21 protein-coding genes and 1 tRNA gene are annotated in these 23,628 nt (G+C 63.6%); 9 read left to right on the top strand and 13 right to left on the bottom strand.

From position 1 onward, the window contains the following. The first annotated feature begins 2 nt into the window (after positions 1 to 2). The 5 genes from FOC84_RS21130 to FOC84_RS33560 are packed head-to-tail and all read left to right on the top strand — an operon-like array spanning position 3 to position 3,630. The gene (locus tag FOC84_RS21130) at positions 3 to 1,493 is read left to right on the top strand and encodes a toprim domain-containing protein (protein ID WP_254241722.1); all 1,491 of its coding nucleotides are present in this window, start codon (positions 3 to 5) and stop codon (positions 1,491 to 1,493) included. Continuing rightward, positions 1,409 to 2,293 (top strand): hypothetical protein, encoded by an 885-nt coding sequence (locus FOC84_RS33405; RefSeq protein WP_254241721.1) that lies wholly within the window; start codon positions 1,409 to 1,411, stop codon positions 2,291 to 2,293. The genes FOC84_RS21130 and FOC84_RS33405 overlap by 85 nt, the downstream gene beginning before the upstream one ends. Then, positions 2,290 to 2,553: a hypothetical protein gene (locus FOC84_RS21125; RefSeq protein WP_173146152.1), complete on the top strand. Its 264-nt coding sequence runs from the start codon at positions 2,290 to 2,292 to the stop codon at positions 2,551 to 2,553. Before FOC84_RS33405 ends, FOC84_RS21125 begins: the two co-directional genes overlap by 4 nt. A gap of 4 nt (positions 2,554 to 2,557) precedes the next feature. After that, positions 2,558 to 3,421, top strand: a complete 864-nt coding sequence (locus tag FOC84_RS21120; protein WP_173146151.1) for a hypothetical protein — start codon at positions 2,558 to 2,560, stop codon at positions 3,419 to 3,421. Continuing rightward, positions 3,418 to 3,630 carry a helix-turn-helix transcriptional regulator gene (locus FOC84_RS33560; protein ID WP_173146150.1) on the top strand — a complete coding sequence of 71 codons (213 nt, stop codon included), beginning with the start codon at positions 3,418 to 3,420 and terminating at the stop codon, positions 3,628 to 3,630. Before FOC84_RS21120 ends, FOC84_RS33560 begins: the two co-directional genes overlap by 4 nt. A 72-nt stretch (positions 3,631 to 3,702) precedes the next feature. On the opposite strand, the gene FOC84_RS21110 is transcribed toward FOC84_RS33560, so the two are convergent. The 6 genes from FOC84_RS21110 to ppk1 all read right to left on the bottom strand — a co-directional run bounded on the left by FOC84_RS21110 (position 3,703) and on the right by ppk1 (position 10,265). Then, positions 3,703 to 3,779, bottom strand: a tRNA-Pro gene (locus FOC84_RS21110). 188 nt (positions 3,780 to 3,967) lie between these two features. Further along, positions 3,968 to 4,744 (bottom strand): phosphate ABC transporter ATP-binding protein PstB, encoded by a 777-nt coding sequence (pstB, locus tag FOC84_RS21105; RefSeq protein WP_088142208.1) that lies wholly within the window; start codon positions 4,742 to 4,744, stop codon positions 3,968 to 3,970. Positions 4,745 to 4,792: 48 nt separating this feature from the next. Next, on the bottom strand, positions 4,793 to 5,647 hold the full coding sequence (gene pstA, locus FOC84_RS21100; protein WP_173146149.1) for a phosphate ABC transporter permease PstA: 855 nt from the start codon (positions 5,645 to 5,647) through the stop codon (positions 4,793 to 4,795). Between the two features lie 26 nt (positions 5,648 to 5,673). Next, positions 5,674 to 6,690: a phosphate ABC transporter permease subunit PstC gene (gene pstC / locus FOC84_RS21095; RefSeq protein WP_173146148.1), complete on the bottom strand. Its 1,017-nt coding sequence runs from the start codon at positions 6,688 to 6,690 to the stop codon at positions 5,674 to 5,676. A gap of 159 nt (positions 6,691 to 6,849) precedes the next feature. Beyond that, positions 6,850 to 7,890 (bottom strand): phosphate ABC transporter substrate-binding protein PstS, encoded by a 1,041-nt coding sequence (pstS, locus tag FOC84_RS21090; RefSeq protein WP_173146147.1) that lies wholly within the window; start codon positions 7,888 to 7,890, stop codon positions 6,850 to 6,852. A gap of 299 nt (positions 7,891 to 8,189) precedes the next feature. After that, positions 8,190 to 10,265, bottom strand: coding sequence for a polyphosphate kinase 1 (gene ppk1, locus FOC84_RS21085; protein WP_173146146.1), 2,076 nt, complete (start codon positions 10,263 to 10,265; stop codon positions 8,190 to 8,192). Between the two features lie 220 nt (positions 10,266 to 10,485). On the opposite strand from ppk1, the gene ppx reads away from it, so the two are divergent. Next, the gene (gene ppx, locus FOC84_RS21080) at positions 10,486 to 11,973 is read left to right on the top strand and encodes an exopolyphosphatase (RefSeq protein ID WP_173146145.1); all 1,488 of its coding nucleotides are present in this window, start codon (positions 10,486 to 10,488) and stop codon (positions 11,971 to 11,973) included. 176 nt (positions 11,974 to 12,149) lie between these two features. Here ppx and FOC84_RS21075 read toward each other — a convergent pair whose 3' ends face one another. The 5 genes from FOC84_RS21075 to FOC84_RS21055 all read right to left on the bottom strand — a co-directional run bounded on the left by FOC84_RS21075 (position 12,150) and on the right by FOC84_RS21055 (position 18,105). Continuing rightward, a complete protein-coding gene (locus FOC84_RS21075) occupies positions 12,150 to 12,956 on the bottom strand; it encodes a GNAT family N-acetyltransferase (RefSeq protein WP_173146144.1) in 807 nt (268 codons plus the stop codon). A gap of 211 nt (positions 12,957 to 13,167) precedes the next feature. Beyond that, positions 13,168 to 14,511 (bottom strand): phosphoglucosamine mutase, encoded by a 1,344-nt coding sequence (gene glmM, locus FOC84_RS21070; protein WP_173146143.1) that lies wholly within the window; start codon positions 14,509 to 14,511, stop codon positions 13,168 to 13,170. Beyond that, positions 14,508 to 15,353: a dihydropteroate synthase gene (gene folP, locus FOC84_RS21065; protein ID WP_173146142.1), complete on the bottom strand. Its 846-nt coding sequence runs from the start codon at positions 15,351 to 15,353 to the stop codon at positions 14,508 to 14,510. Before folP ends, glmM begins: the two co-directional genes overlap by 4 nt. Before the next feature lie 18 nt (positions 15,354 to 15,371). Beyond that, a complete protein-coding gene (gene ftsH / locus FOC84_RS21060; RefSeq protein WP_173146141.1) occupies positions 15,372 to 17,258 on the bottom strand; it encodes an ATP-dependent zinc metalloprotease FtsH in 1,887 nt (628 codons plus the stop codon). Between the two features lie 214 nt (positions 17,259 to 17,472). Then, positions 17,473 to 18,105, bottom strand: a complete 633-nt coding sequence (locus tag FOC84_RS21055) for an RlmE family RNA methyltransferase (RefSeq protein WP_173146140.1) — start codon at positions 18,103 to 18,105, stop codon at positions 17,473 to 17,475. 18 nt (positions 18,106 to 18,123) lie between these two features. Between FOC84_RS21055 and FOC84_RS21050 the strand changes: the two genes are divergently transcribed. Further along, complete coding sequence (locus tag FOC84_RS21050; protein WP_173146139.1) at positions 18,124 to 18,723, top strand: YhbY family RNA-binding protein; 600 nt, start codon at positions 18,124 to 18,126, stop codon at positions 18,721 to 18,723. A 130-nt stretch (positions 18,724 to 18,853) separates the two neighbouring features. Here the strand turns inward: FOC84_RS21050 and greA are convergent, their stop codons facing one another. Further along, positions 18,854 to 19,330, bottom strand: a complete 477-nt coding sequence (gene greA / locus FOC84_RS21045; protein WP_054451366.1) for a transcription elongation factor GreA — start codon at positions 19,328 to 19,330, stop codon at positions 18,854 to 18,856. A gap of 662 nt (positions 19,331 to 19,992) precedes the next feature. Here greA and FOC84_RS21040 point away from each other — a divergent pair. After that, a complete protein-coding gene (locus FOC84_RS21040) occupies positions 19,993 to 21,612 on the top strand; it encodes a methyl-accepting chemotaxis protein (protein WP_173146138.1) in 1,620 nt (539 codons plus the stop codon). A gap of 52 nt (positions 21,613 to 21,664) precedes the next feature. Here the strand turns inward: FOC84_RS21040 and FOC84_RS21035 are convergent, their stop codons facing one another. Further along, positions 21,665 to 22,975: a solute carrier family 23 protein gene (locus tag FOC84_RS21035; protein ID WP_173146137.1), complete on the bottom strand. Its 1,311-nt coding sequence runs from the start codon at positions 22,973 to 22,975 to the stop codon at positions 21,665 to 21,667. 136 nt (positions 22,976 to 23,111) lie between these two features. Here FOC84_RS21035 and FOC84_RS21030 point away from each other — a divergent pair, with 136 nt between their 5' ends. Continuing rightward, a complete protein-coding gene (locus tag FOC84_RS21030; protein WP_173146136.1) occupies positions 23,112 to 23,540 on the top strand; it encodes a FlxA-like family protein in 429 nt (142 codons plus the stop codon). Positions 23,541 to 23,628: the final 88 nt, after the last annotated feature.

Raw genomic sequence — 23,628 nt, 5'->3', positions numbered from 1 at the left:
TCATGAAGGAGGATATTCACCGCGACGTCATCGAGCGCTTGGCGGAATTCAACTTCAAGGAGGTCAAGGGCTGGCTGCGCCAAGGCCGCTGCCCTGCCTGCGGCAAGAAGGAGCTGTACACCAACGCTGAGCATCCCTGGGTCTTGCGCTGTGGCCGCCTGAACAATTGCGGCTATGAGGGGCATGTCAAAGACCTGTATTCCGATATCTTCGATAACTGGTCTACGCGGTACGCCGAAGAGGCGAAGACGAATCCCAACGCCGCAGCCGATGCGTATCTCATGCACGCCCGCGGCTTCGACATTTCGAAGCTGCGCGGCTGCTACACGCAGGAGACCTACCACGACCGCGAAAAGGGCATCACGTCGGCAACGGTACGCTTCCCCGTTGCGCGCACCTATTGGGAACGCCTGATAGATCAGCCCAGTCGCTTCGGCAAGAAGAAGGCGCGCTTCCAGTATGGCGGCAGCTACATGGGCGAGTGGTGGACCCCGCCCGAATTCGACATCGCCAAGGTTTCCGAGCTGTGGCTTGTTGAAGGCATATTCGACGCAATCGCGCTCTGGTCGGTCGGCGTTCACGCGGCCGCCCTGCTCTCCTGCAACAACTACCCCAGCGTTGCCCTTCGCGCGGTCGCGGATGCACGCCCCAACAACTTGCCGCACCTAGTTTGGGCGCTCGACGGCGATAGCGCGGGCCGCAGCTTTATCCGAAAGTTTGTAGAGCGCGCGGACGATGACGGCTGGACCAGCAGGGCCGCTCTCATTCCGCAGGACGGGCGCCTGAAACGGGACTGGAACGACCTTTATCAGCTCGACCGCAACACCGAGGATCCGGCGAAACGCCGACTTTCTGCCGAAGGGCGCAAGCTGTATCTGCACCATGGCGCCGTGCTGCTGGCCAAATCCGCCACCGAAAAGGCCTTGCTGCTATATGAGCATGACAACAGCCGCACCGAGTTTGATTTTGAATTCGGCAAGCGCCTGTACTGGTTCCGCATGGACATCGACGCGTACCAGAAGGCGATGGATCGCATCGGCAACGAGGCCAAGGAACAACTCTCATCAGAAGAGCTGCGCGCGCTCGCGCTGCGCGAAGCAGGCGGAATCCGGCCGATTTCCAACTGCTATCCCACACCCCTCTACTTCCAAGAAAACAAGCTCACGGACGAGAGCTGGTATTACTTCCGCGTCGAATTGCCTTCTGGCTGGGGTCATTGTTCGCGGAGCAAATACGCGAAAGGCAGAAGAGCTATCCGTTCCTGGAAGTCGTGGGTGAAGCCGGATCCGGCAAGTCCACCCTCATTGAATTTCTCTGGAAACTCTTTGGCCGCAACGATTACGAAGGCTTCGACCCGTCCAAATCCACCACGCCAGCGCGTGCGCGCAACTTCGCGCAGGTGGCTGGCTTGCCCGTCGTTCTCATCGAGTCCGACCGCGAGCGCCTGGGCGAAGAGAAATCCCACGTCAAGTCTTTCGACTGGGACGAGCTGAAAACGGCCTACAACGGCCGTAGCATCCGATCGCGCGGCGTGGCCAACGGCGGCAACGAAACCTATGAGCCACCGTTTCGCGGATCCATCGTGATTTCGCAAAACAATGAGGTGAACGCCTCCGAGGCGATTCTTTCCCGGATCGTGCATATCAACATCGACCGGGCCGGCCAGAACGCCAAGACGCTCGCCGCCGCTGTCGCGCTGGAAACGACGCCCACCAGCGCAGTGTCCGGTTTTGCATTGGCCGCCACCAAGCGAGAAGCGTCGATCATGGAAACGATCCTGAACCGCTATCAGGCCCACCACGACGCCATACGCGACCGTGGCGACGTGAAGATGTCCCGCATCTTGAAGTGTCACGCGCAACTGATGGCCATCGTGGATGCCCTGCGGCTTGTCGTGAAGCTCACCGATGAGCAATACACAGCGGCAATCCAGCTCATCAGCAACATGGCCGCTGAGCGGCAACTGGTCATCAATGCAGACCATCCCATCGTGCAGGAATTCTGGGATGCGTATGCATACCTGAACGGCGATGACGATCAGCTACCCCAGCTCAATCACTCCTGCGATGCGGACGTGATAGCGGTCAACCTCAACGAATTTATCGAGGTCGCGGCCAACCATCGCCAGCAGGTTCCGGCGCTGCGCGACTTGAAGAAAGTTCTTCGTACCAGCCGCCAATACAAGTTTCTGGAAGTGAAGACGGTCAAGAGCCGGATTCGCCAGAACAGCAGTCAGGCCGGCAGCAGCAAAGCATCGACGGTGCATTGCTGGGTCTTCAAGAGGGGGGCATGAGCATGGTGAAGCCCTCTCCCGCAATGCTGGCCCAGGCCCACGCTGCAGCCGATCTACACGGCAGCCTGGCCGAAGCCATGCGCTCGCCCGTGCTGGCCCGCTGCCTGGAAATCACCGCCCTGGCGCTCGCCCACCCGCGAGCTGGTGAAGTTCGGCCCCCACCAGCAGCGCCGCCGCTGCGCCTGTCCGCCGCTAGATCCCCCTACACTAAGCTGCCCCGCGATTACAAGCGCGCAAGTGCAGCAGATACAGAAGAGTGAATCCATGAACACGAAAAAAGATCATTACCCCGCTATCTGCGCCAATCTGTTTTGGGATGCCTTCGGCCCCGAAGGCATGGCTGCCCTTGCCTATTGGTACGGCGTACAGTGCTGCAACTGCCTACTGCAAGAATGGACGCGCTTCCCCCTCATGCAAGTCTATGGGCAGACCGGCACGGGTAAGGAAACGCTCGTTGAATTCTTGTGGAAGCTGCTGGGCCGAACCAGCTATCTAGGCTGGATGCCGCACAAGATGACGGCCGCCGCTCTCGCCCGACAGCTCGATGACAACGACGGTCGGCCCGTTGTACTGATTGAGCTCGATTCGGACCCGGAAGGGGTCGAGCTGATCAACGTGTTTGCAGGCAATCGCCCGTATGAGGTTGCAGATCACACTTCGGGCCAGCCCGCCAAACAACACTGGTTCGATGGCGCGGCCCTGTTTATACCCGCGTCACAGCACTCACTTCCAGCCGAACTGCAACATCGGATGGTCAACGTACAGCTTTGTCATCGGTCGAAAAATGCAGGTGCGCAACTTGGAATGGTCCCCGTTGATCTACTGGCTCCGTTTTCGCGTGACGCACAGCAGTCCGCCAGCGCGGGAGCCGGCCTCATTAGTCGTCGCGCCACAAAGTATCGGCAGGCGCTCACGGATAGGTACAGGCTGAACGATCAAACCCTTGTAGACACGTACTCACGCGTGATGGGAATGGTCGATGCGCTCACGCTGCTTGTTCCACTGTCCCGCGCCCAGTTGGAAACCACCCGAAACCTCCTGGCACATGCCGCCAATCAGCAGCAGCATGTATCCGATAGGGCTGCATCCATGCACCGGGACCAGGATGCACTCGGGCGTTCCACATGACCGACCAACTTGTTTACCGCCTCGCGGATCTGGTCAGGATCCTCAACCTGTCGAAGACAACAATCTATGAGCTTATCCAGCGGAAAGACTTCCCTTCGCCGGTAAGGCTAACCGCCCGCTCTGTGGGCTGGCGCGCGCGCGAAGTCACAGCGTGGCTGGAAAGTAGGCCGCACAGCAGGACATGGCACCCCGCCGAGGATTCCGCCTAGCGCTGGCCCCCCTACTGGCCCCCCAAAGAACAAAGGCTTAGCTCAATATTTGAGCTAAGCCTTTGATTTTATTGGTCGGGGCGGTGGGATTCGAACTCACGACCCTCTGCTCCCAAAGCAGATGCGCTACCAGGCTGCGCTACGCCCCGAAGGGTGGCAACTATACCAGATCCCGGCCGTGCGGCCTATGTCCACCCGGCCGCGGAGAACTGGCCGTCATGCGGGCAACGTCCAGGAACAGCCCGCGGCGGGGACCAAGCAAGCCCTGCAGCAGCAAAAAAAAGCGGCGCGCTTTTCGAAGCGCGCCGTTTTTTTGTGCAGAACCGAAACCCGGCGATCAGCCGAAGCGGCCCGTGATGTAGTCTTCCGTTTCCTTGCGCGAGGGCTTCACGAAGATCTGGTCGGTCTGGCCGAATTCCATCAGCTCGCCCAGGTACATGTAGGCGGTGTAGTCCGAGCAGCGCGCGGCCTGCTGCATGTTGTGCGTCACGATGACGACGGTGTAGTCGTTCTTCAGTTCGGCGATCAGCTCTTCGATCTTGGCGGTCGAAATCGGATCCAGCGCCGAACACGGCTCGTCCAGCAGCAGCACCTCAGGCTTGATGGCCACGCCGCGCGCGATGCACAAGCGCTGTTGCTGGCCGCCCGACAGGCTGTTGCCGCTCTGGTGCAGCTTGTCCTTCACTTCGTTCCACAGCGCGGCCTTGCTCAGCGCCCATTCCACGCGCTCGTCCATTTCACCCTTGGACAGGCGCTCGAACAGGCGCACGCCGAAGGCGATGTTGTCGTAGATGCTCATGGGGAACGGCGTGGGCTTCTGGAACACCATGCCGACCTTGGCGCGGATCAGCGAGATGTCGGTCTTGGCCGTCAGCAGGTTTTCGCCGTCCAGGATGATCTCACCCTCGGCGCGCTGGCCGGGGTACAGCTCGAACATGCGGTTGAACGTGCGCAGCAGCGTGGACTTGCCGCAGCCCGACGGGCCGATGAAGGCGGTGACCTTCTTCTCCTGGATCGACATGTTCACATTGCGGATCGCATGGAACTTGCCGTAGTAGAAGTTCAGATTCTTGACCTCGATCTTGTTCTTGACGGCGTTAGCGGTGTTTTCCATTTGGTTTCCCTTGGCTCCGGCGCGCCCAGCGCGCCGGCAAAGCGATCTTTACTTGCGGAACATGTTGCGGGCAATGATGTTGATGCCCAGCACCAGCAGCGTAATCAGCGTGGCGCCGGCCCATGCCAGGTTGTTCCAGTCCTTGAAGGGGCTGGCGGCGTACTGGTAGATCACGACCGGCAGGTTGGCCATCGGGCCGTTCATGTTCAAGGACATGAACTGGTTCGACAGCGCGGTGAACAGCAGCGGCGCCGTTTCGCCGGAGATCCGGGCGATGGCCAGCAGCACACCGGTGATGATGCCGGTCTTGGCGGCGCGATAGCACACCAAGGTGATCATGCGCCACTTGGGGCAGCCCAGCGCGGCCGCGGCCTCGCGCAGGCTGTTGGGCACCAGCAGCAGCATGTTGTCGGTGGTGCGCACCACGACCGGGATCACCAGGATGGACAGCGCGATGGCGCCGGCCCAACCCGAGTAGTGCCCGACCTGGGCCACGTACACGGCGTAGATGAACAGGCCGATGATGATGGACGGAGCCGACAGCAGCACGTCGTTCAGGAAGCGCGTGGCGGGCGCCAGCCAGCCGCGCTGGCCGTATTCGGCCAGGTAGGTGCCGGCCAGGATGCCCACGGGCGTGCCAATCAGCGTGCCCACGCCGGCCATCATCACACTGCCGAAGATGGCGTTGATCAGGCCGCCAGTCTGCCCCGGCGGCGGCGTGATTTCGGTGAAGAGCGTGTACGAGAGCGCGGGCGCCCCTTTCACCAACAGCGTCAGAATGATCCAGAACAGCCAGAACAGCCCGAACACCAGCGTCCCCAGCGACACGGCCAGCATGATGCGGTTGATCACGCGACGCCGGCGATAGGTGCCGTTCTGCATATTGAGTACGGATACAGCCATGATCTTTTCCTTGTGCTCGCGGCGGGTCAGGTTTTCTTGCCTTCGCCGGCGGACAGGCGAACCAGCAGCACCTTGGCCAGGGCCAGCACGATGGTCGTGATCAGGAACAGGATCAAGCCCAGTTCCAGCAACGCCGACTTCTGTATGCCGCCCGCTTCATTGAATTCGTTGGCCAGCGCCGAGGCGATCGAGTTGCCCGGCGAAAACAGCGAGCCGGACCACTTGAAGGCGTTGCCGATGACGAAGGTCACCGCCATGGTTTCGCCGAGGGCGCGGCCCAGGCCCAGCATGATGCCGCCGATGACGCCCGACTTGGTGTAGGGCAGCACCACGCGCCACATCACTTCCCAGGTCGTGCTGCCCAGGCCGTAGGCGGATTCCTTGAGCATCGCCGGCACCAGCTCGAACACGTCGCGCATGACCGCGGCGATGAACGGGATGATCATGATGGACAGGATCAAGCCCGCGGTGAAGATGCCGATGCCGAAAGGCGGGCCCGCGAAGATGCCGCCGATCACGGGGACGCTGCCCAATGTGGCGATCATGAAGGGCTGCACATACTGCTGAAAAACCGGGACGAAGACGAACAGGCCCCACATGCCGTAAATGATGGACGGAATCGCCGCCAGCATTTCGACCGCGGTGCCCAAGGGGCGGCGCAGCCAGGTGGGCGACAGTTCGGTCAGGAAGATGGCGATGCCGAAGGAGACCGGCACGGCGATGATCAGGGCGATGGCCGAGGTCAGCAGCGTGCCGATGATGGGCACCACCGCGCCGTAGTTCGAATTGACCGGATCCCAGTCGTTGAGCCAGAGGAACGACAGGCCGTATTTGGCCAGCGATTCGCGGCTGCCGTAGATCAGGGAAACAAGAATCGCCGCCAGCAGGATGAACACCAGGAAGGCGAACAGGCGGGTCAGGTTCTTGAATAGCGCATCCATCAGCGCGTTTTTGTTTTGCTTCATAGGCGAAGGCGTGCCGGTAGTCACGGAGTCCGCCACGCTGGGCGAAAGCGGCACACTATTATCCATTACCGCGCTCATGGATGGACTTTCCTTAGGAAACCAGGGGAAGAACTTCGAAGGTCCTGCGGCGGACCGTCCCTGTCGTTCCGCTCGTGCGAAAGCTCAAGGGACGGCCGCTGATACGGCTTGCGCGGTAAAGACTGGGATTGTTACCCGGTCCCCCCCGCGCTCCATCCATTACTGCCAGACGGCCTTGCCGTCGGCGGCCTTGACCTCGCCCCAGGCGGCGCGGATTTCCTTGGTCACGGCTTCCGGCAGCGGCACGTAGTCCATGGCTTCAGCCGACTTGGCGCCGTTCTTGAAGGCCCAGTCGAAGAATTCCAGCACGGCCTTGCCCTGAGCCGGCTTGTCTTGCGACTTGTGGATCAGGATGAAGGTGGCGGCGGTGACGGGCCACGAATCGGCGCCCGGCTCGTCGGTCAGGACCACGCCCATGCCCGGCGCGCTCTTCCAGTCGGCGTTGGCGGCCGCGGCGGCGAAAGCCTTCTGTTCCGGCTGGACGAACTTGCCGTCCTTGTTCTGCAGCTGCGTCCAGGCCAGCTTGTTCTGCTTGGCGTAGGCGTATTCCACGTAGCCGATCGAGTTCTTCAGCTGGCCGACGTAGGCGGCGACGCCTTCGTTGCCCTTGCCGCCTTGGCCCACGGGCCACTTGACGGCCTTGCCTTCACCCACGGTCGACTTCCAGTCCGGCGACACCTTGGACAGGTAGTTGGTCCAGCCGAAGGTGGTGCCCGAGCCGTCCGAACGGTGCACGACAATGATGTCGGCCGACGGCAGCTTGAGGTCGGGGTTCATCGCCTTGATGGCGGCGTCGTCCCACTTCTTGATCTTGCCCAGGAAGATGTCGGCCAGGACCTTGCCCGACAGCTTCAGCTTGCCGGGTTCGATGCCGTCGACGTTCACCACGGCAACCGTGCCGCCGATGACGGCCGGGAACTGCAGCAGGCCGTTCTTTTCCAGGTCGGCTGCCTTCATGGGATCGTCCGAGGCGCCGAAATCAACGGTCTTGGCGATGATCTGTTGCTGGCCGCCGCCCGAACCGATGGACTGGTAGTTGACCGCGTTGTTGCTGGCAGCCTTGTAGTCGGACGCCCACTTGGCGTAGATCGGGTACGGGAACGAAGCGCCGGCGCCGGTCACATCGGCGGCCTGGACGGCAAACACGGCGGCGCTCAGCGCGACGCCCAGGGAAACTTGTTTGAAGACACGTTTGAACATCAGGGTTCCTTCTGTGCTCGTTGGAGGAGTCTGGCAGGCTTGGAAAACTGCCTGTCTTTCAGCGACCTTCGAATAATAGAAGCCCCACATGACAGGATAGTGACAGTCATGATTCCCCCCCGAGGCGCGCAGCGCCTCCCCCAGGGGGCGCCGCTGGCGGACCGGCGGAGCCGGATCCGCGCGGCCTGGATTGGGGGACGCTTTGCTTCGAACGCGACCTTGAAAAGGGGGCCGGAGCAAACAGGTGGAGGAAAGGATGGCCTTGCTTGGGGAGCCGCCCCGGGGCGGGGCGGCAGACGTTACACGCCCAGCTTCTGCATCAGGTACTGGTGCAGGTTGAAGGGCTCGCGGCGGCTCTTGACGCGGGCGTAGTCGCCGTCGGCCTGCTGCTGCCAGGCCAATTGGTTGTCGCGCAGGGCGTAGGTGAAGGCTTCGTCGATGACGCGCTTCTTCAGGGTCTTGTCGTAGATCGGGAACGCGATCTCGACCCGGCGGAAGAAATTGCGGTCCATCCAGTCGGCCGACGACAGGTATACCGTCTCTTCGCCGTCGGCATAGAAATAGAAAACCCGCGAATGCTCCAGGAAGCGGCCGACGATGGAGCGCACCCGGATGTTTTCGGACAGGCCCGGCACGCCGGCGCGCAGCGCGCATACGCCGCGCACGATCAGGTCGATCTTCACGCCGGCCTGGCCGGCCTTGTAGAGTTCCTCGATGATCTGCTCTTCCAGGAGCGAGTTCATCTTGGCCATGATGCGCGAACGCTTGCCGGCCTTGGCCGCGCGGGCCTCCGCGCGGATCAGCGCCACCATGCCGTCATGCATGGTGAAGGGCGACTGCATCAGCGCCTTGAGCGAGCGGCGCGCGCCCAGCCCGGTCAGCTGCGCGAACACCTTGTCCATGTCCTCGCACAGCTTTGGATCGGCGGTGAGCAGACCGAAATCGGTGTACAAGCGCGCCGTGCGCGGGTGGTAATTGCCGGTGCCCAGGTGAGCATAGCGGCGCAAGCGCCCTTTCTCGCGGCGCAGCACCACGGCCATCTTGGCGTGCGTCTTGTGCGCCACCACGCCGTACACCACGTGCGCCCCCACCTCTTCCAGCTTGGAGGCCCAGTTGATGTTGGTCTGCTCGTCGAAGCGGGCCATCAGCTCCACCACCACCGTCACTTCCTTGCCGGCGCGCGCGGCGGCCAGCAGGATCTTCATCAGCTCGGAATCCTCGCCGGTGCGGTAGATGGTCTGCTTGATCGCCATGACGTCCGGATCCAGCGCGGCGGCGGTCAGGAAATCGATGACAGGCTGGAACGACTGGTAGGGATGGTGCAGCAGGCGGTCCTGTTCGGCCACGGCCTCGAACAGCTCGGCAGGCTTGTCACCCACGCGGTCGAATGGCGCCGGCACGGGCGCGCGATAGTCCGGAAACAGCAGATCCGGCCGCGATTCGGAATTGCACAACTGCATCAGGCGCGACAGGTTCACCGGCCCCGGCACGCGGTAGGTGTCCTCCGCCTTGAGCGAGAACTCGCGCTGCAGGAAGTGCTCCAGCTCGACCGGCGTCAGCTTGTCGATCTCCAGGCGCACCGCGGCGCCGAAGTTGCGCTGCGAAAGTTCGCCCTGCAAGGCGTGGCGCAGGTTGGTGACTTCTTCCTCGTCCACGAACAGGTCGCTGTTGCGCGTGACCCGCCACTGGTAGCAGCCCAGCATCTCCAGGCCCGGGAACAGCTCGCCCACGAAGGCCCGCAGCAGCGAGGTCAGCAGGATGTAGCCCTCGGGCTGGCCCGACAGCTCCTGCGGCATCTTGATCAGGCGCGGCAAGGCGCGCGGCGCCTGCACCACGGCGATCGAGGCCTGGCGGCCGAAGGCGTCGGCGCCCGACAGCGACACGATGAAATTCAAGCTCTTGTTGTAGACGCGTGGAAACGGATGCGCCGGATCCAGCCCGATCGGGGTCAAAAGCGGCATCACGTCGCGGTTGAACACTTCGCGCGCCCACTCCTGCTGCTGCGGGTTCCACTCGGACGCATGGTGCAGCGAGATGCCCTCGGCGTGCATGGCCGGCAGGATCTCGTCATTGAGCAGGTTGTATTGGCGGTTGACCAGCGCGTGCACCGCCTGCTGCACGTTCTCGAACGCCTGGTCCGGCGTCATGCCGTCCGGCCCCACCAGGTTGGGCGATTGGCGCTGCTGCTCCTTCAGGCTGGATATCCGGATCTCGAAGAACTCATCCAGGTTGGAACTGACGATGCACACGTAGCGCAGCCGTTCCAGCAAGGGAGTCTTGGTATTCTCCGCCATCGCCAGCACGCGATCGTTGAATTTCAGCAGCGACAACTCGCGGTTCAGAAGCAAAGGCTCGGCAGGAGGGCGTGAGGGCATACCGGATTCCATACGTGGGGAGAGCGTGGAGTTTTACTGCAAAAAAGTGACGGTTCCATGACACTACGCCAAAAACGTAGCGTACGCTAAAACCGGGACGTATAGCAGGCCGATCAAGCGCCGCAAGCCCCTGTTCCATAAGAAAAAAACCGCGCGTGGGAGCGCTGTCACATGGGGTCTCTATAATCGGGCCACCTCTCAGACAATATTTACGAGCCGCATGGATCAACTTCTGGCCGCGGTGGACCTCGGGTCCAACAGCTTCCGCCTCTCCATCGGACGCATCGTTCAACAGGACGGTACGCCCCAGATCTATCAGATCGACCGCCTCAAGGAAACCGTCCGGCTCGCGGCCGGCCTGGACTCTGAAAAAAGGCTGGGCGACGAAGCCATCGACCGCGCCATCGCCGTGCTGGAGCGCTTCGGCGACCGCCTGCGCAGCTTCCACCCCAACCGGGTCCGAGCCGTCGCCACCAACACCTTCCGCGTCGCCCGCAACACCCGCGACTTCCTGCCGCGCGCCGAAGCCGCGCTGGGCTTTCCCATCGAAGTCATCGCCGGCCGTGAAGAAGCCCGCCTGATCTTCTCGGGCGTGGTCCACACGCTGCCTCCCTCGCCCAATAAGCGCCTGGTCATCGACATCGGCGGCGGTTCCACCGAAGTCATCATCGGCCGTGGCCATGAGCCCGGCCTGATGTCCTCGCTTTACATGGGCTGCGTCAGCTACAGCCGCCAGTTCTTCTCGGACGGCGTGGTGGACGCGCATCAGATGAAGCAGGCCGAACTGGCCGCCCGCCGCGAAATCGAAGTCATCGCCAAGCAGTACCGCAAGATGGGCTGGAAGGAAGCCTACGGTTCTTCCGGCACGGCCAAGGCGCTGTTCGCCATCCTGACCGAATGCCGCTTCTCGGACCGCGGCATCACCCGCGCCGGCCTGGCCAAGCTCAAGGACCGCATCGTGCGCTCGGGCCGCGTGATTCCGTCGGAACTGCCCGGCATCAAGGTCGAACGCTCGGACGTGCTGCCAGGCGGGCTGGCCATCATGAGCGCCCTGTTCGACGAACTGGGCATCGACGTCATGCACACCGGCGACGGCGCCTTGCGCCTGGGCGTGCTGTACGACCTGCTGGGCCGCGACGACGAGCATGACAAGCGCGACGAGTCGGTGCGCCAGTTCATGAAGCGCTACCACGTCGACGTCAACCAGGCGCGTCGCGTGCACCACGCCGCGCTGACCCTGTTCGACACGATGTTCCCGGACGGTCCGGAACGCGCCGAGCTGCGCCCCGCGCTGGGCTGGGCGGCCGACCTGCATGAAGTGGGCCTGTCCATCGCCCACAACGCGTATCACAAGCACTCCGCATACGTGCTGGAAAACGCCGACATGCCGGGCTTCTCGCGCGCCGACCAGCAGCTGCTGGCGCTGCTGGCGCTGGGCCACCAGGGCAAGCTGACAAAGTTGGAGCCCCTGGTGCGTTCGCGTCCGCAATGGAAGGCCATCCTCAGCCTGCGCCTGGCGGTACTGCTGTTCCGCCGCCGCAACGAGATCGAGCCGCTGCCGCTGACGGCGTCGGTACGCGACAACTCCATCGTGGTGCGGGTCAACCGCGAATGGCTGGCGCAGCATCCCCTGAGCGACTTCACGCTGCGCGCGGAAGAAGCCGAGTGGAACAAGGTCGGTTTTTCGTTCGAACTGCTGGAGTTCTGAGAATCAGGCGGAGCCGCTGCGCCGCCTGCGCCCGGCTCCGCGCTGCCGGGCCGGCGCGCTAGAACGGCGACAGATCGGTTTCGCGATCCAGCCGCTTGAGTTCCATGCGCAAAGGCCTGGTGGCCCGCCGTATCAGCCTGATCTTCATGCGGCGCAACAGGCGGCGCATGATGGCCTCAGCGCTGGGCGCTGGCGGTTGCGGGCTGGTCCAGCCCGAAGTGGCGGCGGTAGCGCTCGTCCATGCGGTCCATCTTGAGCAGCACCGGAAAATCCGCGGCGTTGAAGTCCGGGTCCCAGGCGGGCTCCCCACAGACCTTGGCGCCCAGCTTCAGATATCCCTTGATCAGCGGCGGCACGCGCGCCGGCAAAGTGCTGTTGAGCTTTTCCACCGGGTAGCGGTGCAACGGCGTCACGCGCGGTTCGTCGCCCTGCGGCAGTTGCTTGGAAATGGTGCGCCACACTTCGGCGGCGGTGACGCCGTCGTCGCGCAGGCTGACGCTGGCGCAGCCCAGCACGTACTGGTAGCCGCCGCGGCGGAGGTATTCCGCCAGGCCGGACCACAGCAACATGATGACGCCGCCGCCGCGGTAGTCGGGGTGGGTGCAGGAACGGCCGACTTCGACCAGCTCATCCTGGATCGAGCCCAGCCCGGACAGGTCGAACTCAGACTGCGAGTAATAACCGCCAGCCTCCCGCGCCTTTTCCGGCGTCAGGATGCGGTAGGTGCCGACCACGCGGCCCGTATCGAGCTCACGGACCATCAGGTGTTCGCAGAACGGGTCGAAGCGGTCATGCTCGATGCCGTCCTGGGCATCGGGGAACACCACGCCCATGTCCTCGGTGAAGACCTCATAGCGCAGGCGTTGAATCTGCTCGATTTCTTCAGCAGTGCGCGCCAAGCCCACCACCAGCACCTTGGCGGCGGCGCCGGTCCAAGGTTCTGCGGCATTACGGCTCGGATTGATGCGTGCTAATTCCAGCATTGCGCGAAGCTCCTAGAGAGTCCAGCCAGTGTGGACGCCCTGTATGTCAAAGACTTGACCAATATGTTACGTGACTATGAAGTTTAGTTCGGGCCAAACAAATCAATCTTCCGCCAAAATCGACAAAGCTTTACAAATATATACAGGCCTTGAACAAACAAGGCCACCCGTCACGCGCCGGGTGGCCTCGCTCGGAATCGGAAGCCGGCATTTACCCCAGGCTGGCCGCAAGCTTCTCGGCGCAGGATACGGCGAGAACTTCATCTTCGGCCTCGACCATCAGGCGCAGCTTCGGCTCGGTGCCCGAGGCGCGGATCAGGATACGGCCACGGCCGTCGAGCTCGGCTTCGACCGCCTTGCGCGCGGCGCTCAGGCCGGCGTGCGTCTTCCAGTCCTGGCCCGGGGCCAGCGGCACGTTGATCATCTTCTGCGGATACATGCGCAGATCGCTCAGCCACTCCGCCAGCCCGACCGAATTGCGGCGCAGCGCGGTCAGGACCTGCAGCGCGGCGACGATGCCGTCGCCTGTCGAATGGCAGTCCAGGCATAGCAGGTGGCCGGAGCTTTCGCCCCCGTACAGCCAGCCGCGCGCCTGCATTTGCTCCAGCACGTAGCGGTCGCCCACGTTGGCGCGCTCAAAGCCCACGCCCAGGCGCTGCATTTCACGCTCGAAGCCGAAGTTGGTCATCAGCGTGCCCACCACGCCGTCCACCTTGCCGCGCTGCATGCGTTCGCGGACGATGGCGTACATGAGTTCATCGCCGTTGTAGATGCGGCCCTCGCCGTCCACCATCTGCAGGCGGTCGGCATCGCCGTCCAGCGCGATACCCAACTGGGCGCCGCGGGCGCTTACTTCCTTGGCCAGCAATTCGGGGTGCAACGCACCCACGCCCTTGTTGATGTTGAAGCCGTCCGGGTTGACGCCGATGGCGTGCACTTCGGCGCCGAGTTCACGGAACACATGGGGCGCAATGTTGTAGGCGGCGCCGTGGGCGGCGTCCACCACGATCGTCATGCCGTTCAGGTCCAGATCGTTGGGGAACGTGCTCTTGCAGAATTCGATGTAGCGGCCTTGCGCGTCGCCCATGCGGCGGGCGCGGCCCAGGGCTTCCGAGCCCACGCAGCCCAGTGGCTCATCCAGGGCGGCTTCGATGTCGGCCTCGATCTCGTCGGGCAGCTTCATGCCCTGCGCCGAGAAGAACTTGATGCCGTTGTCCTGGTACGGATTATGCGAAGCACTGATGACGATGCCCGCCACCAAGCGCAGCGCCCGGGTCAGGTAGGCCACCGCCGGCGTCGGAATCGGGCCGGCCAGCAAAACGTCGATGCCCGCGGCCGACAGACCGGCTTCCAACGCGGATTCCAGCATGTAGCCGGAAATCCGCGTGTCCTTGCCGATCACGACCTGCGGACGGCTGCCGCCGCGCACGGCGTGCTCGCGCGCCAGCACGCGGCCGGCCGCATAGCCCAGGCGCAGGGCGAATTCGGCGTTGATCACCGCACCGCCGACCTCGCCGCGCACGCCATCGGTGCCGAAATATTTGCGTCGAATCATGAACTGATTGCTCCTTGTTCTGCCGCGTGCCATACCTTGAGCGCGTCGACCGTGGCCGCCACATCGTGCACACGCACGATGGAAGCGCCACGCGCCACGCAAGCAAGCGCCGCGGCGATGCTGCCGGGCAGCCTGTCGCCCACGGGCCGGCCGGTAGCCTGACCTATCATGGTTTTGCGCGACAAGCCGATCAGCAATGGATAACCGGCACTGCGCAGGCTGGACAGCCGGCGCAGCAATTGGAAATTCTGGTCGCCCGTCTTGCCGAAGCCGAAGCCCGGGTCAAGCACGATACGGCGAGGATCGATCCAGGCCGCGCGCAGCTTGTGCGCGCGGGCCCCCAGGAAGAGCCCGATTTCACCGATCAGGTCGGTGTATTCGGGCGGGGCGGCCTGCATGGTGCGGGGCTCGCCCTTCATGTGCATCACGCAGAGCCCGCAGCGCGAATGCGCCACTGCCTCGACGGCGCCGGGCTGCCTGAAGCCATAGATATCGTTGATCATGTCCGCGCCGGCGTCCAGCACGGCGCGCATGACTTCCGGCTTGAACGTATCGATGGACAGGGGCACGCCGCAATCGCGCAGCGCCTCCACCACCGGCAGCAGCCGGGCCAGCTCGTCGGCCACCGAAACCGGATCGGCCCCGGGGCGCGTGGACTCGCCGCCCAGGTCCAGGATCTGGGCGCCTTCGGCGATCAACTGGCGCGCGTGCGCCACCGCGGAATCCGTATCGTCGTGCTGGCCGCCGTCGGAAAAGGAATCCGGCGTGACATTGACGATACCCATGACAAGCGGGCGCTCGAGATCGAACTCGAAGCGCCCGCAAAGGAAGTTATTTGCCATAACTCAGGATGAACAACCTCAGACAGCAGCAGCCGTATTGCCACCTGCCGCCAGGCCCGTGGGCGGCGTGTCGGAAGTATCCGACGGGCCCTGAGGCGTCTTCGGGGGACGCGGCGGGCGGCCCTCGACGATGTCGTTGATCTGATCGGCGTCGATGGTTTCCCATTCGAGCAGCGCGGCGGTCATCACTTCGACCTTGTCGCGGTTGTCTTCCAGGATCTTGCGCGCAACGCGGTACTGCTCGTCGATGATGCGGCGGATCTCGGTGTCCACCTTCTGCATGGTGGCTTCCGACATGTGCGTGGTCTTGGTGACGCTGCGGCCCAGGAACACTTCGCCTTCGTTCTCGGCATAGACCATGGGGCCCAGCTCGTCGGTCATGCCGTAGCGCGTGACGATGTCGCGGGCGATGGCGGTGGCGCGTTCGAAGTCGTTCGAAGCGCCCGTCGTCATCTGGTCCATGAACAGTTCTTCGGCGATGCGGCCGCCGAACAGCACGGCGATGGTGGACAGCAGGCGGCCCTTGTCCATGCTATAGCGGTCGGTCTCAGGCAACTGCATGGTCACGCCCAGCGCACGGCCGCGCGGGATGATGGTGACCTTGTGGACCGGGTCGGTCTTGGGCAGCAGGCGGGCGACGATCGCGTGGCCGGACTCGTGGTACGCGGTGTTCTTGCGTTCCTCTTCGGGCATCACGATGGAGCGGCGTTCCGCACCCATGATGATCTTGTCCTTGGCTTTTTCGAAGTCCGACATGTCGACCGTGCGGCCATTGCGGCGGGCGGCGAACAGCGCGGCTTCGTTGACCAGGTTGGCCAGGTCGGCGCCGGAGAAGCCCGGGGTGCCGCGCGCCAGAACGGTCGCGTCGACGTTGGGCGACAGCGGAACCTTGCGCATATGGACCTTCAGGATCTGCTCGCGGCCGCGGATATCGGGCAGCGGCACCACGACCTGGCGGTCGAAGCGGCCCGGGCGCAGCAGCGCGGGATCCAGCACGTCGGGACGGTTGGTCGCGGCGATGACGATGACGCCCTGGCCGGATTCGAAGCCGTCCATTTCCACCAGCATCTGGTTCAGCGTCTGTTCGCGTTCGTCATTGCCGCCGCCCAGGCCGGCGCCGCGCTGGCGGCCCACCGCATCGATTTCGTCGATGAAGATGATGCAGGGAGCGTGCTTCTTGGCGTTTTCGAACATGTCGCGCACGCGGGCCGCGCCCACGCCGACGAACATTTCAACAAAGTCGGAACCCGAGATGCTGAAGAACGGCACCTTGGCTTCGCCCGCGATGGCCTTGGCCAGCAGCGTCTTGCCGGTACCCGGAGAACCGACCATCAGCACGCCGCGCGGAATGCGGCCGCCCAGCTTCTGGAACTTGCTGGGGTCGCGCAGGAAATCAACCAGCTCCTGCACATCTTCCTTGGCTTCGTCGCAGCCGGCGACGTCGGCGAAGGTGATCTGGTTGGTGTTCTCGTCGAGCATGCGGGCGCGCGATTTGCCGAAGCTGAACGCCCCACCCTTGCCGCCGCCCTGCATCTGGCGCATGAAGAATACCCAGACGCCGATCAGCAACAGCATGGGGAACCACGACACGAAGATGCTCATCAGCAGTGACTGCTCTTCGCGCGGCTTGCCCGAAACCTGGACGCCATACTTCAACAGATCGGAGACCATCCAGAGGTCGCCCGGCGAAGTCAGCGTGTAGGCGCGGCCCGCGTCAGGGGTGACGTACAACACGTCGCCCTGGACGTCGACCTTGCGGATACGTCCCGCCTTGGCGTCGTCCATGAACTGCGTGTAGGTCACGCCGTCCTGGGTCTGAGCGCGTCCGTCGAACTGCTTGAAGACGGTGAACAGCACGAGGGCTATCACCATCCAGACAGCGACTTTCGAAAATGAATTATTCAAGGTCGATCTCCTGCTTTCGATTCCGACCCGTGACCATGCACCCGCGTATGGCACAGTCACAAGTATGTCAATAGCTCATTCTACCCTGTCAGACCAGATTGCGTCCCGGGATGGCTGAGCCCCTCTAGGTTTTGTCTGATTCGCGAATTTTCTGGTCGTTGTTCCGGCAGGCTGTGAGTTTTTCGAGTCCGAGGCGGCGCGCCCCGAACCCGGGCTACTTCAGATCGCGCGCAACCAGAAAGGTTTCGGAGGATTTGTCCCGCGATGCCTTCGGCTTGCGTTCGACCACCCGCTTGAAGCGCTGCTTGAAGGACTCCACGATTTGCGAAAAGCCGCTGCCGTGGAAAGCCTTGACGATCAGCGCCCCGTTGGGCTTCAGGTGGGCGCAGGAGAATTCCATCGCCAACTCGCACACATGCTGGATGCGCGCGGAATCGGCAATACCCACCCCTGATAAGTTGGGGGCCATGTCGGAAATAACAAGGTCGACCGCGCGCGATCCGACCATGTCTTCCAATTGTTTCAAAACGTCATCATTGCGGAAGTCGCCCTGGATGAATTCGACGCCCGCGACGGGCTCCATGGGCAGCAGGTCGAGCGCAATGATGCGGCCGTCCACGATGCCGCCCGGCCCCGCCAGGCGCTCGCGCGCCACTTGGGACCAACTGCCGGGCGCCGAGCCCAGGTCGACCACCAGGTCGCCCCGGCGCATCAGCTTCTCGGTGTCCAGGATCTCGATCAGCTTGAAAGCGGCGCGGGCTCTGTAGCCCTTCTGTTGCGCCAGCTTCACATAGGGATCGTTGATGTGCTGGTGAATCCAGTCTTTAGAGAATTTATTCTTGGCCATTACCGTACAATTCCACGCATGCCTATATTAGAACTTACCTCTCGTGAGCGCAGCGACCTTCGGTCTGCCGCTCACCCTCTGCGCCCTGTCGTCCTGATTGGCGACAATGGCCTGACCGAAGCCGTGCTCAAGGAAATCGACCTGGCACTGACTTCGCATGGCCTCATCAAGGTGCGCGCCGGCGGTGATGACCGCGAGGCCCGCGACGCAATGCTGTCGACCATCTGCGACACGCTTTCCTGCGCCCCGGTGCACCACCTGGGCAAGACCCTGATCCTGTTCCGCCCGCTGGCCGGCAATATCAAGCCCGCCGCGCTGGCCGCCATGGAACCCGAACGCCCTGCCAAGCGCCGCGCCTCCGAGCCGCACACGCCCAAGAAGCTGGCCGCCGAAGGCAAGACCCTGGCCAAGCGTCCGCGCCGCAGCGAATCCGAGGAGCCCAAGCCGAAGACGCGCTTCGTGCCCCAGGACCAGCTCAACAAGAACGGCAAGCCCATGCGCCCCGGTACCAAGAAGACCACCGCCAGCGGTCACGGCATTCCCCGCCGCGCGGGCAGCGCGCTCAGCCTGCGGGCCGGAGCACGCAGCGGCACCAGCCGCAAGTCGTCGAAAAGGTAAGCGCCAGGCACAAAAACGGGCGCTTTACGCGCCCGGTCCACCATAGCGATCCGCATTAAACCGCGGAATTCAGTCGAACGCACGGTTCGGACTATGGTGTTTTGACAGTTTCCAGCTTACTACGTTGGCGTCAGATGTAGCGCACGCCCAGGACTTCATACTCGCGAACGCCTGCCGGGGCCTTGACCTCGACCACATCGCCTTCGCTCTTGCCGATCAACGCGCGCGCCACCGGGCTGGACACGGAAATCAGGTTCGACTTGATGTCGGCTTCAACGTCGCCGACGATTTGGTACGTCACACGATCGCCCGAATCCAGGTCCTCGATGTCGACAGTAGCGCCAAACACGGCGCGTCCTTCGGCATCCAGGGCGGTAGGATCGATCAGATGGGCATTGGAAAGCGTGCCTTCAAGCTCGGCAATCCGGCCCTCGATAAAGCCTTGGCGCTCGCGAGCAGCATCGTACTCGGCATTTTCCGACAGATCACCCTGCGCACGCGCTTCAGCGATCGCGTTGATAACGGCAGGACGTTCCACGGTTTTCAGCCGCTGGAGCTCTTCTTGCAAGCGCTCGGCCCCGCGCACGGTCAAAGGAATGGCAGACATGTCGTTTCCCAAACAAAAGTAGAAAACGCCCCGGACGGAGCGTTCTCGGTGAAGGTCGGAATCCTGGCGCGCGCAGGCAGCCGGGTGAAAGCAATACGGGCGAGCGGCGCGGCCGACCAAAACAAAACCCCGGCTCGGGTCGGAACCGGGGCAATCAAGGCCATATTGTGGTCAAAGTCCACGCGAATTGCAAGCCGCCGGAGAAAACGTCGTTTTCGCCGCATTTCGCCGCTGTAACCCGCTAAAACCCGTCATTTTTTACGGTTTTTTTCCAATCCGCCCGAGAACCGGGCGGCATGGCCCGTGGCCGCGCCTTCGTGGCTGACATGTTGCATAAAAACTACTCTTCGATAGTTTTTTGCAACACAGCCAAAGCACAACTCTCAAAAACGCCAGAAAAATCAGACTGACGCAGTATAAAACAACAAATTGTGTCATTAATAACAATTAAATACATTTTGGATTCAACGAACTATCGTCTGGCCAGGGCTGGCAGACCGCAAGCACGTGCAAGACGCAAGAGACATGTTTTTGCGGGTATTTGCAGTGGTGTGGCGGACGCATCGCAGCCATCCGGCGCGACGTTCGCCGTTCCGCCGCGCGGCGGGCGGCCTGGCCCGCTCCCGCGCGTCGCGGATCGCGTTCAAGAACGAGGAGCTCTCATGCTGGAAAAACTGAAAGTCCGTACCGGAATGCTATTGGTTCTGGGCTGCTTCGTCGTCGCCCTGGCTCTGGCTTGCGGCCTGAGCTGGATGAACGCCGAGAAAAGCGTGACCGAGATCAAGGACCTGAACAATGTCGCGGTCCATCAGGTCGACCCGCTCTACGAGGCCAACGCCGCCCTGCTGCGCGCGCGGCTGGCGCTCGGTGCGGGCATGGCTGCCATGCAGGCCGGCGGCATGGACCAGGCCGGGCTGGCCGGCGAGGAAGCCGCCGGCCATCTGAAGCAGGCGCGCGAGCGTTTCGCCCGCTACATGGCCGTACCCAAGAGCCCGCGTGGTCAGCAGTTGGCCCAAACGCTGCAGGGGCGCTTCACCGAGTACGCCGCCATCCTGGATACACTGGAAGCCGACCTCAAGGAACGTTCGCCAGCCAAGTACCGCCAGGACGAGGGGCGGCTGCCCCAGGCCGACGCCTACTTCATGAAAGACATGCAAGCCTTCCTGGGCCGGGTCCAGGAGCGCAGCGACGGCGTGCTGGCAAGCTCCGAGCAGACCTACTCCACCGCCCGGATCTCGGCGGTCGCGCTGATATCGGCCGCCCTGCTCCTGGCCGCGCTGTGCTGGGCCTTCATCCGCCGCGCCGTGCTCCGTCCGCTGCAGGAGGCCGGCAGGCACTTCGATCGCATCGCGGCCGGCGACCTGACGAACCGCGTGGAAACCCGCTCCAACAATGAGATCGGCGTCCTGTTCGCTTCGCTCAAACGCATGCAGGAGAGCCTCACCCGCACGGTGACGTCCGTGCGCCAGGGAGTGGACGAGATCAACGTGGGCGCGGCGGAAATCGCGGCCGGCAATTCCAACCTGTCGGTGCGTACCGAAGAACAGGCCGCGGCGCTCGAAGAAACCGCGTCCACCATGGAAGAGCTGGCGGTCACCGTCAAGCAGAACGCCGAAAATGCCGCCCAGGCCAACCAGCTGGCGGCGGTCAGCATGGACGTGGCGCAGCGCGGCGGCCAGAACGTGGAACAGGTGGTGGCGACCATGCACGGCATCTCGGACAGCTCGCGGCGGATCTCGGACATTGTGTCCGTGATCGACAGCATCGCTTTCCAGACCAACATCCTCGCGCTGAACGCCGCCGTTGAAGCCGCGCGCGCTGGTGAACAGGGCAAGGGCTTTGCTGTGGTCGCGGGCGAGGTCCGTTCGCTGGCCCAGCGCGCCGCGCAGGCCGCCAAGGAGATCAAGACGCTGATCGAGGCCTCGGTGGACACCGTGGCCGCCGGATCGGCCCAGGTCGCCGCCGCCGGGCAGACCATGCAGGAAATCGTGGATTCGGTGCAGCGCGTGGCCGCGATCATGGCTGAAATCTCGGCCGCCTCGACGCAGCAGGCCGGCGGCATAGACCAGGTCAGCCTGGCGATCTCGCAGATGGACGAGGTGACACAGCAGAACGCGGCGCTGGTCGAGGAGGCGTCGGCCGCCGCGGCCGCGATGGAGGAACAGGCGCGGCGCCTGGCCGAAGCCACCTCGGTATTCAAGACGCAATCGGGACAGGTGATCGAGGCGGCGCCGGTAGCATTGACCGGCACGGCCGCGGCCTCGCGGCTGTCGCGCACCTAGATGCGCCAGCCGGCCATGCGCGGGACACGGAGTCCGCGCATGGCCGCGCCGCCTATTTCCTGCGGCGCAGCAAGGCGTACAGGATGATGGCGCCGAAGGTGGCGGTGCCGATGCCACCCAGCGTGAAATTGCCCAGCTTGATGGTGAAGTCGCCCGCCCCCAGCACCAGCGTGACCGCGGCCACGATGAGATTGCGGTTGTCGCTGAAGTCCACCTGGTTGACCACCCAGATGCGGGCGCCGGCGATGGCGATCAGACCGAACACCACCACCGACATGCCGCCCAGCACGGGCCCGGGGATCATCTGGATCAACGCGCCGAACTTGGGCGAGAAGCCCAGCACGATGGCGATCAGAGCCGCAACGACGAACACCAGCGTCGAGTAGATGCGCGTGACCGCCATCACGCCGATGTTCTCGGCATAGGTGGTGACGCCGGTGCCGCCCACGGCGCCGGACACCATGGTGGCGACCCCGTCGCCGACGAAGGCGCGGCCGAGGTAGCGGTCCAGGTCCTGGCCGGTCATGGCGCTGACGGCCTTCACGTGGCCCAGGTTCTCGGCCACCAGAATGATGGCGACGGGCACGATCAGGCCCATGGCCTCGGCCTTGAACACCGGCGCGGCAAAGTGCGGCAGGCCGAACCAGGCCGCGGCGGCCACGCCGGAGAAATCGATGGGCTTGCCCAGCCCCATGCCGTTGGCGAGAATGCCGTACACCACGCAGGCCAGGATCATGCCGACCAGGATCAGCAGGCGCTGCACCATGCCCTTGGTGAACACCGCAATGCCGCCCACGCAAAGGATGGTGACCATGGACATCACGCTGTCGAAGCCCGATGCGCCCATCGCGCCCTTGGCGGCGATGGGCGCCAGGTTCAGGCCGATGACCGCGACGACGGCGCCCGTGACGACAGGCGGCATCAAGGTGTCGATCCAGTTCGCCCCGCCCCCGGCGCGCGCGTTGACGAACCAGACGATCAGGCCGATCAGCGTGTAGGCCAGGCCGCAAGCGATGATGGCGCCCAGGGCCACGCCGATATTGGCGTTGGCCCCGCCGCCGGCATAGCCGGTCACCGCGATCACGCCGCCGATGAAGGCGAAGCTGGAACCCAGGTAGCTGGGAACCCTGCCGCCCACGAACAGGAAGAAGATCAGCGTGCCTATGCCTGACATCAGGATGGCGACGTTCGGGTCAAAGCCCATGAGCAGCGGCGCCAGCACGGTGGAGCCGAACATGGCGACCACGTGCTGCGCGCCCATGGCCACGTTCTTGGGCCAGGACAGCCTTTCGTCGGGCGCGATGATGACGCCGGGCTCGGTGTCGTCGGCCAGGCGCCAGCGCGGAAAGTAGGAATTGGACATGGATATCCCAAAATAGGTGTTGGGTGTGAGCGGGCGCCAGTGTAAAGGGGGCCGCAAAGGGGCGGCAATGCTTAAGTTCGCCGCTGGAATGCCGTACTAGTGAAAACCCCGACCCCTTGAGAAGGCAGGAACAATCATGGCTATCAATCCCATCGGCGGCATCTCCCGCGCCACCACGCTGGCGGACATGTGGGCCGAGAAAATCCAGGCCAACAAGGAAGCCAAGAGCGCCTCCGGCGAAGAAGCGAGCGCGGCGTCCCCGGACGGCAAGATCCGCATCAACAACCCCGGCGGCCTGAAGGTGGGCAACGCGCAGGCAGCCGCGGAAACCGAGGACTCCAGCAACGACGACGCCTACACGCGCCAGATCAAGGAACTGCAGAAGCAGCTCAAGCGCGTGATGGACCAGATCGCCAAGGTCAAGGCCAGCGGCATGCCGGCCGAAATGAAGGCCCAGCAACTGATGGCGCTCAATGCCCAGGCGGTGCAGATCCAGAGACAGATCACTGACGTGATGGAGCAGCAGGCCCGGGCCATGCAAGGCGGCGTATCCGCCACGGCCTAGCAGGCAAGGCCGGGCCCCCGCGCGGCCGGGGCGCCCGCATTGATGGCGCGCATCAAAATTTCTGATTGGACGCTGCCCAGGCCGGCCA

The sequence above is a fragment of the Achromobacter pestifer genome (genome assembly GCF_013267355.1).
GTDB lineage: Bacteria > Pseudomonadota > Gammaproteobacteria > Burkholderiales > Burkholderiaceae_B > Achromobacter > Achromobacter pestifer_A.
The sequence above is the reverse complement of the archived record's forward strand: the minus strand, read 5'-3'. Positions and strand labels throughout refer to the sequence as shown.

Excerpts from the sequence above, each read along its gene's own strand:
- FOC84_RS21125 (WP_173146152.1), top strand. The coding sequence starts at position 2,290 with ATGAGCATGGTGAAGCCCTCTCCCGCAATGCTGGCCCAGGCCCACGCT.
- pstB (WP_088142208.1), bottom strand. The coding sequence starts at position 4,744 with ATGGAAAACACCGCTAACGCCGTCAAGAACAAGATCGAGGTCAAGAAT.
- FOC84_RS21040 (WP_173146138.1), top strand. The coding sequence starts at position 19,993 with ATGCTGGAAAAACTGAAAGTCCGTACCGGAATGCTATTGGTTCTGGGC.
- FOC84_RS21120 (WP_173146151.1), top strand. The coding sequence starts at position 2,558 with ATGAACACGAAAAAAGATCATTACCCCGCTATCTGCGCCAATCTGTTT.
- folP (WP_173146142.1), bottom strand. The coding sequence starts at position 15,353 with ATGGCAAATAACTTCCTTTGCGGGCGCTTCGAGTTCGATCTCGAGCGC.
- FOC84_RS21130 (WP_254241722.1), top strand. The coding sequence starts at position 3 with ATGAAGGAGGATATTCACCGCGACGTCATCGAGCGCTTGGCGGAATTC.
- ppx (WP_173146145.1), top strand. The coding sequence starts at position 10,486 with ATGGATCAACTTCTGGCCGCGGTGGACCTCGGGTCCAACAGCTTCCGC.
- pstS (WP_173146147.1), bottom strand. The coding sequence starts at position 7,890 with ATGTTCAAACGTGTCTTCAAACAAGTTTCCCTGGGCGTCGCGCTGAGC.
- FOC84_RS21035 (WP_173146137.1), bottom strand. The coding sequence starts at position 22,975 with ATGTCCAATTCCTACTTTCCGCGCTGGCGCCTGGCCGACGACACCGAG.
- FOC84_RS21050 (WP_173146139.1), top strand. The coding sequence starts at position 18,124 with ATGCCTATATTAGAACTTACCTCTCGTGAGCGCAGCGACCTTCGGTCT.
- FOC84_RS21075 (WP_173146144.1), bottom strand. The coding sequence starts at position 12,956 with ATGCTGGAATTAGCACGCATCAATCCGAGCCGTAATGCCGCAGAACCT.
- FOC84_RS33560 (WP_173146150.1), top strand. The coding sequence starts at position 3,418 with ATGACCGACCAACTTGTTTACCGCCTCGCGGATCTGGTCAGGATCCTC.
- ppk1 (WP_173146146.1), bottom strand. The coding sequence starts at position 10,265 with ATGCCCTCACGCCCTCCTGCCGAGCCTTTGCTTCTGAACCGCGAGTTG.
- FOC84_RS21030 (WP_173146136.1), top strand. The coding sequence starts at position 23,112 with ATGGCTATCAATCCCATCGGCGGCATCTCCCGCGCCACCACGCTGGCG.
- FOC84_RS21055 (WP_173146140.1), bottom strand. The coding sequence starts at position 18,105 with ATGGCCAAGAATAAATTCTCTAAAGACTGGATTCACCAGCACATCAAC.
- glmM (WP_173146143.1), bottom strand. The coding sequence starts at position 14,511 with ATGATTCGACGCAAATATTTCGGCACCGATGGCGTGCGCGGCGAGGTC.
- greA (WP_054451366.1), bottom strand. The coding sequence starts at position 19,330 with ATGTCTGCCATTCCTTTGACCGTGCGCGGGGCCGAGCGCTTGCAAGAA.
- pstC (WP_173146148.1), bottom strand. The coding sequence starts at position 6,690 with ATGAGCGCGGTAATGGATAATAGTGTGCCGCTTTCGCCCAGCGTGGCG.
- pstA (WP_173146149.1), bottom strand. The coding sequence starts at position 5,647 with ATGGCTGTATCCGTACTCAATATGCAGAACGGCACCTATCGCCGGCGT.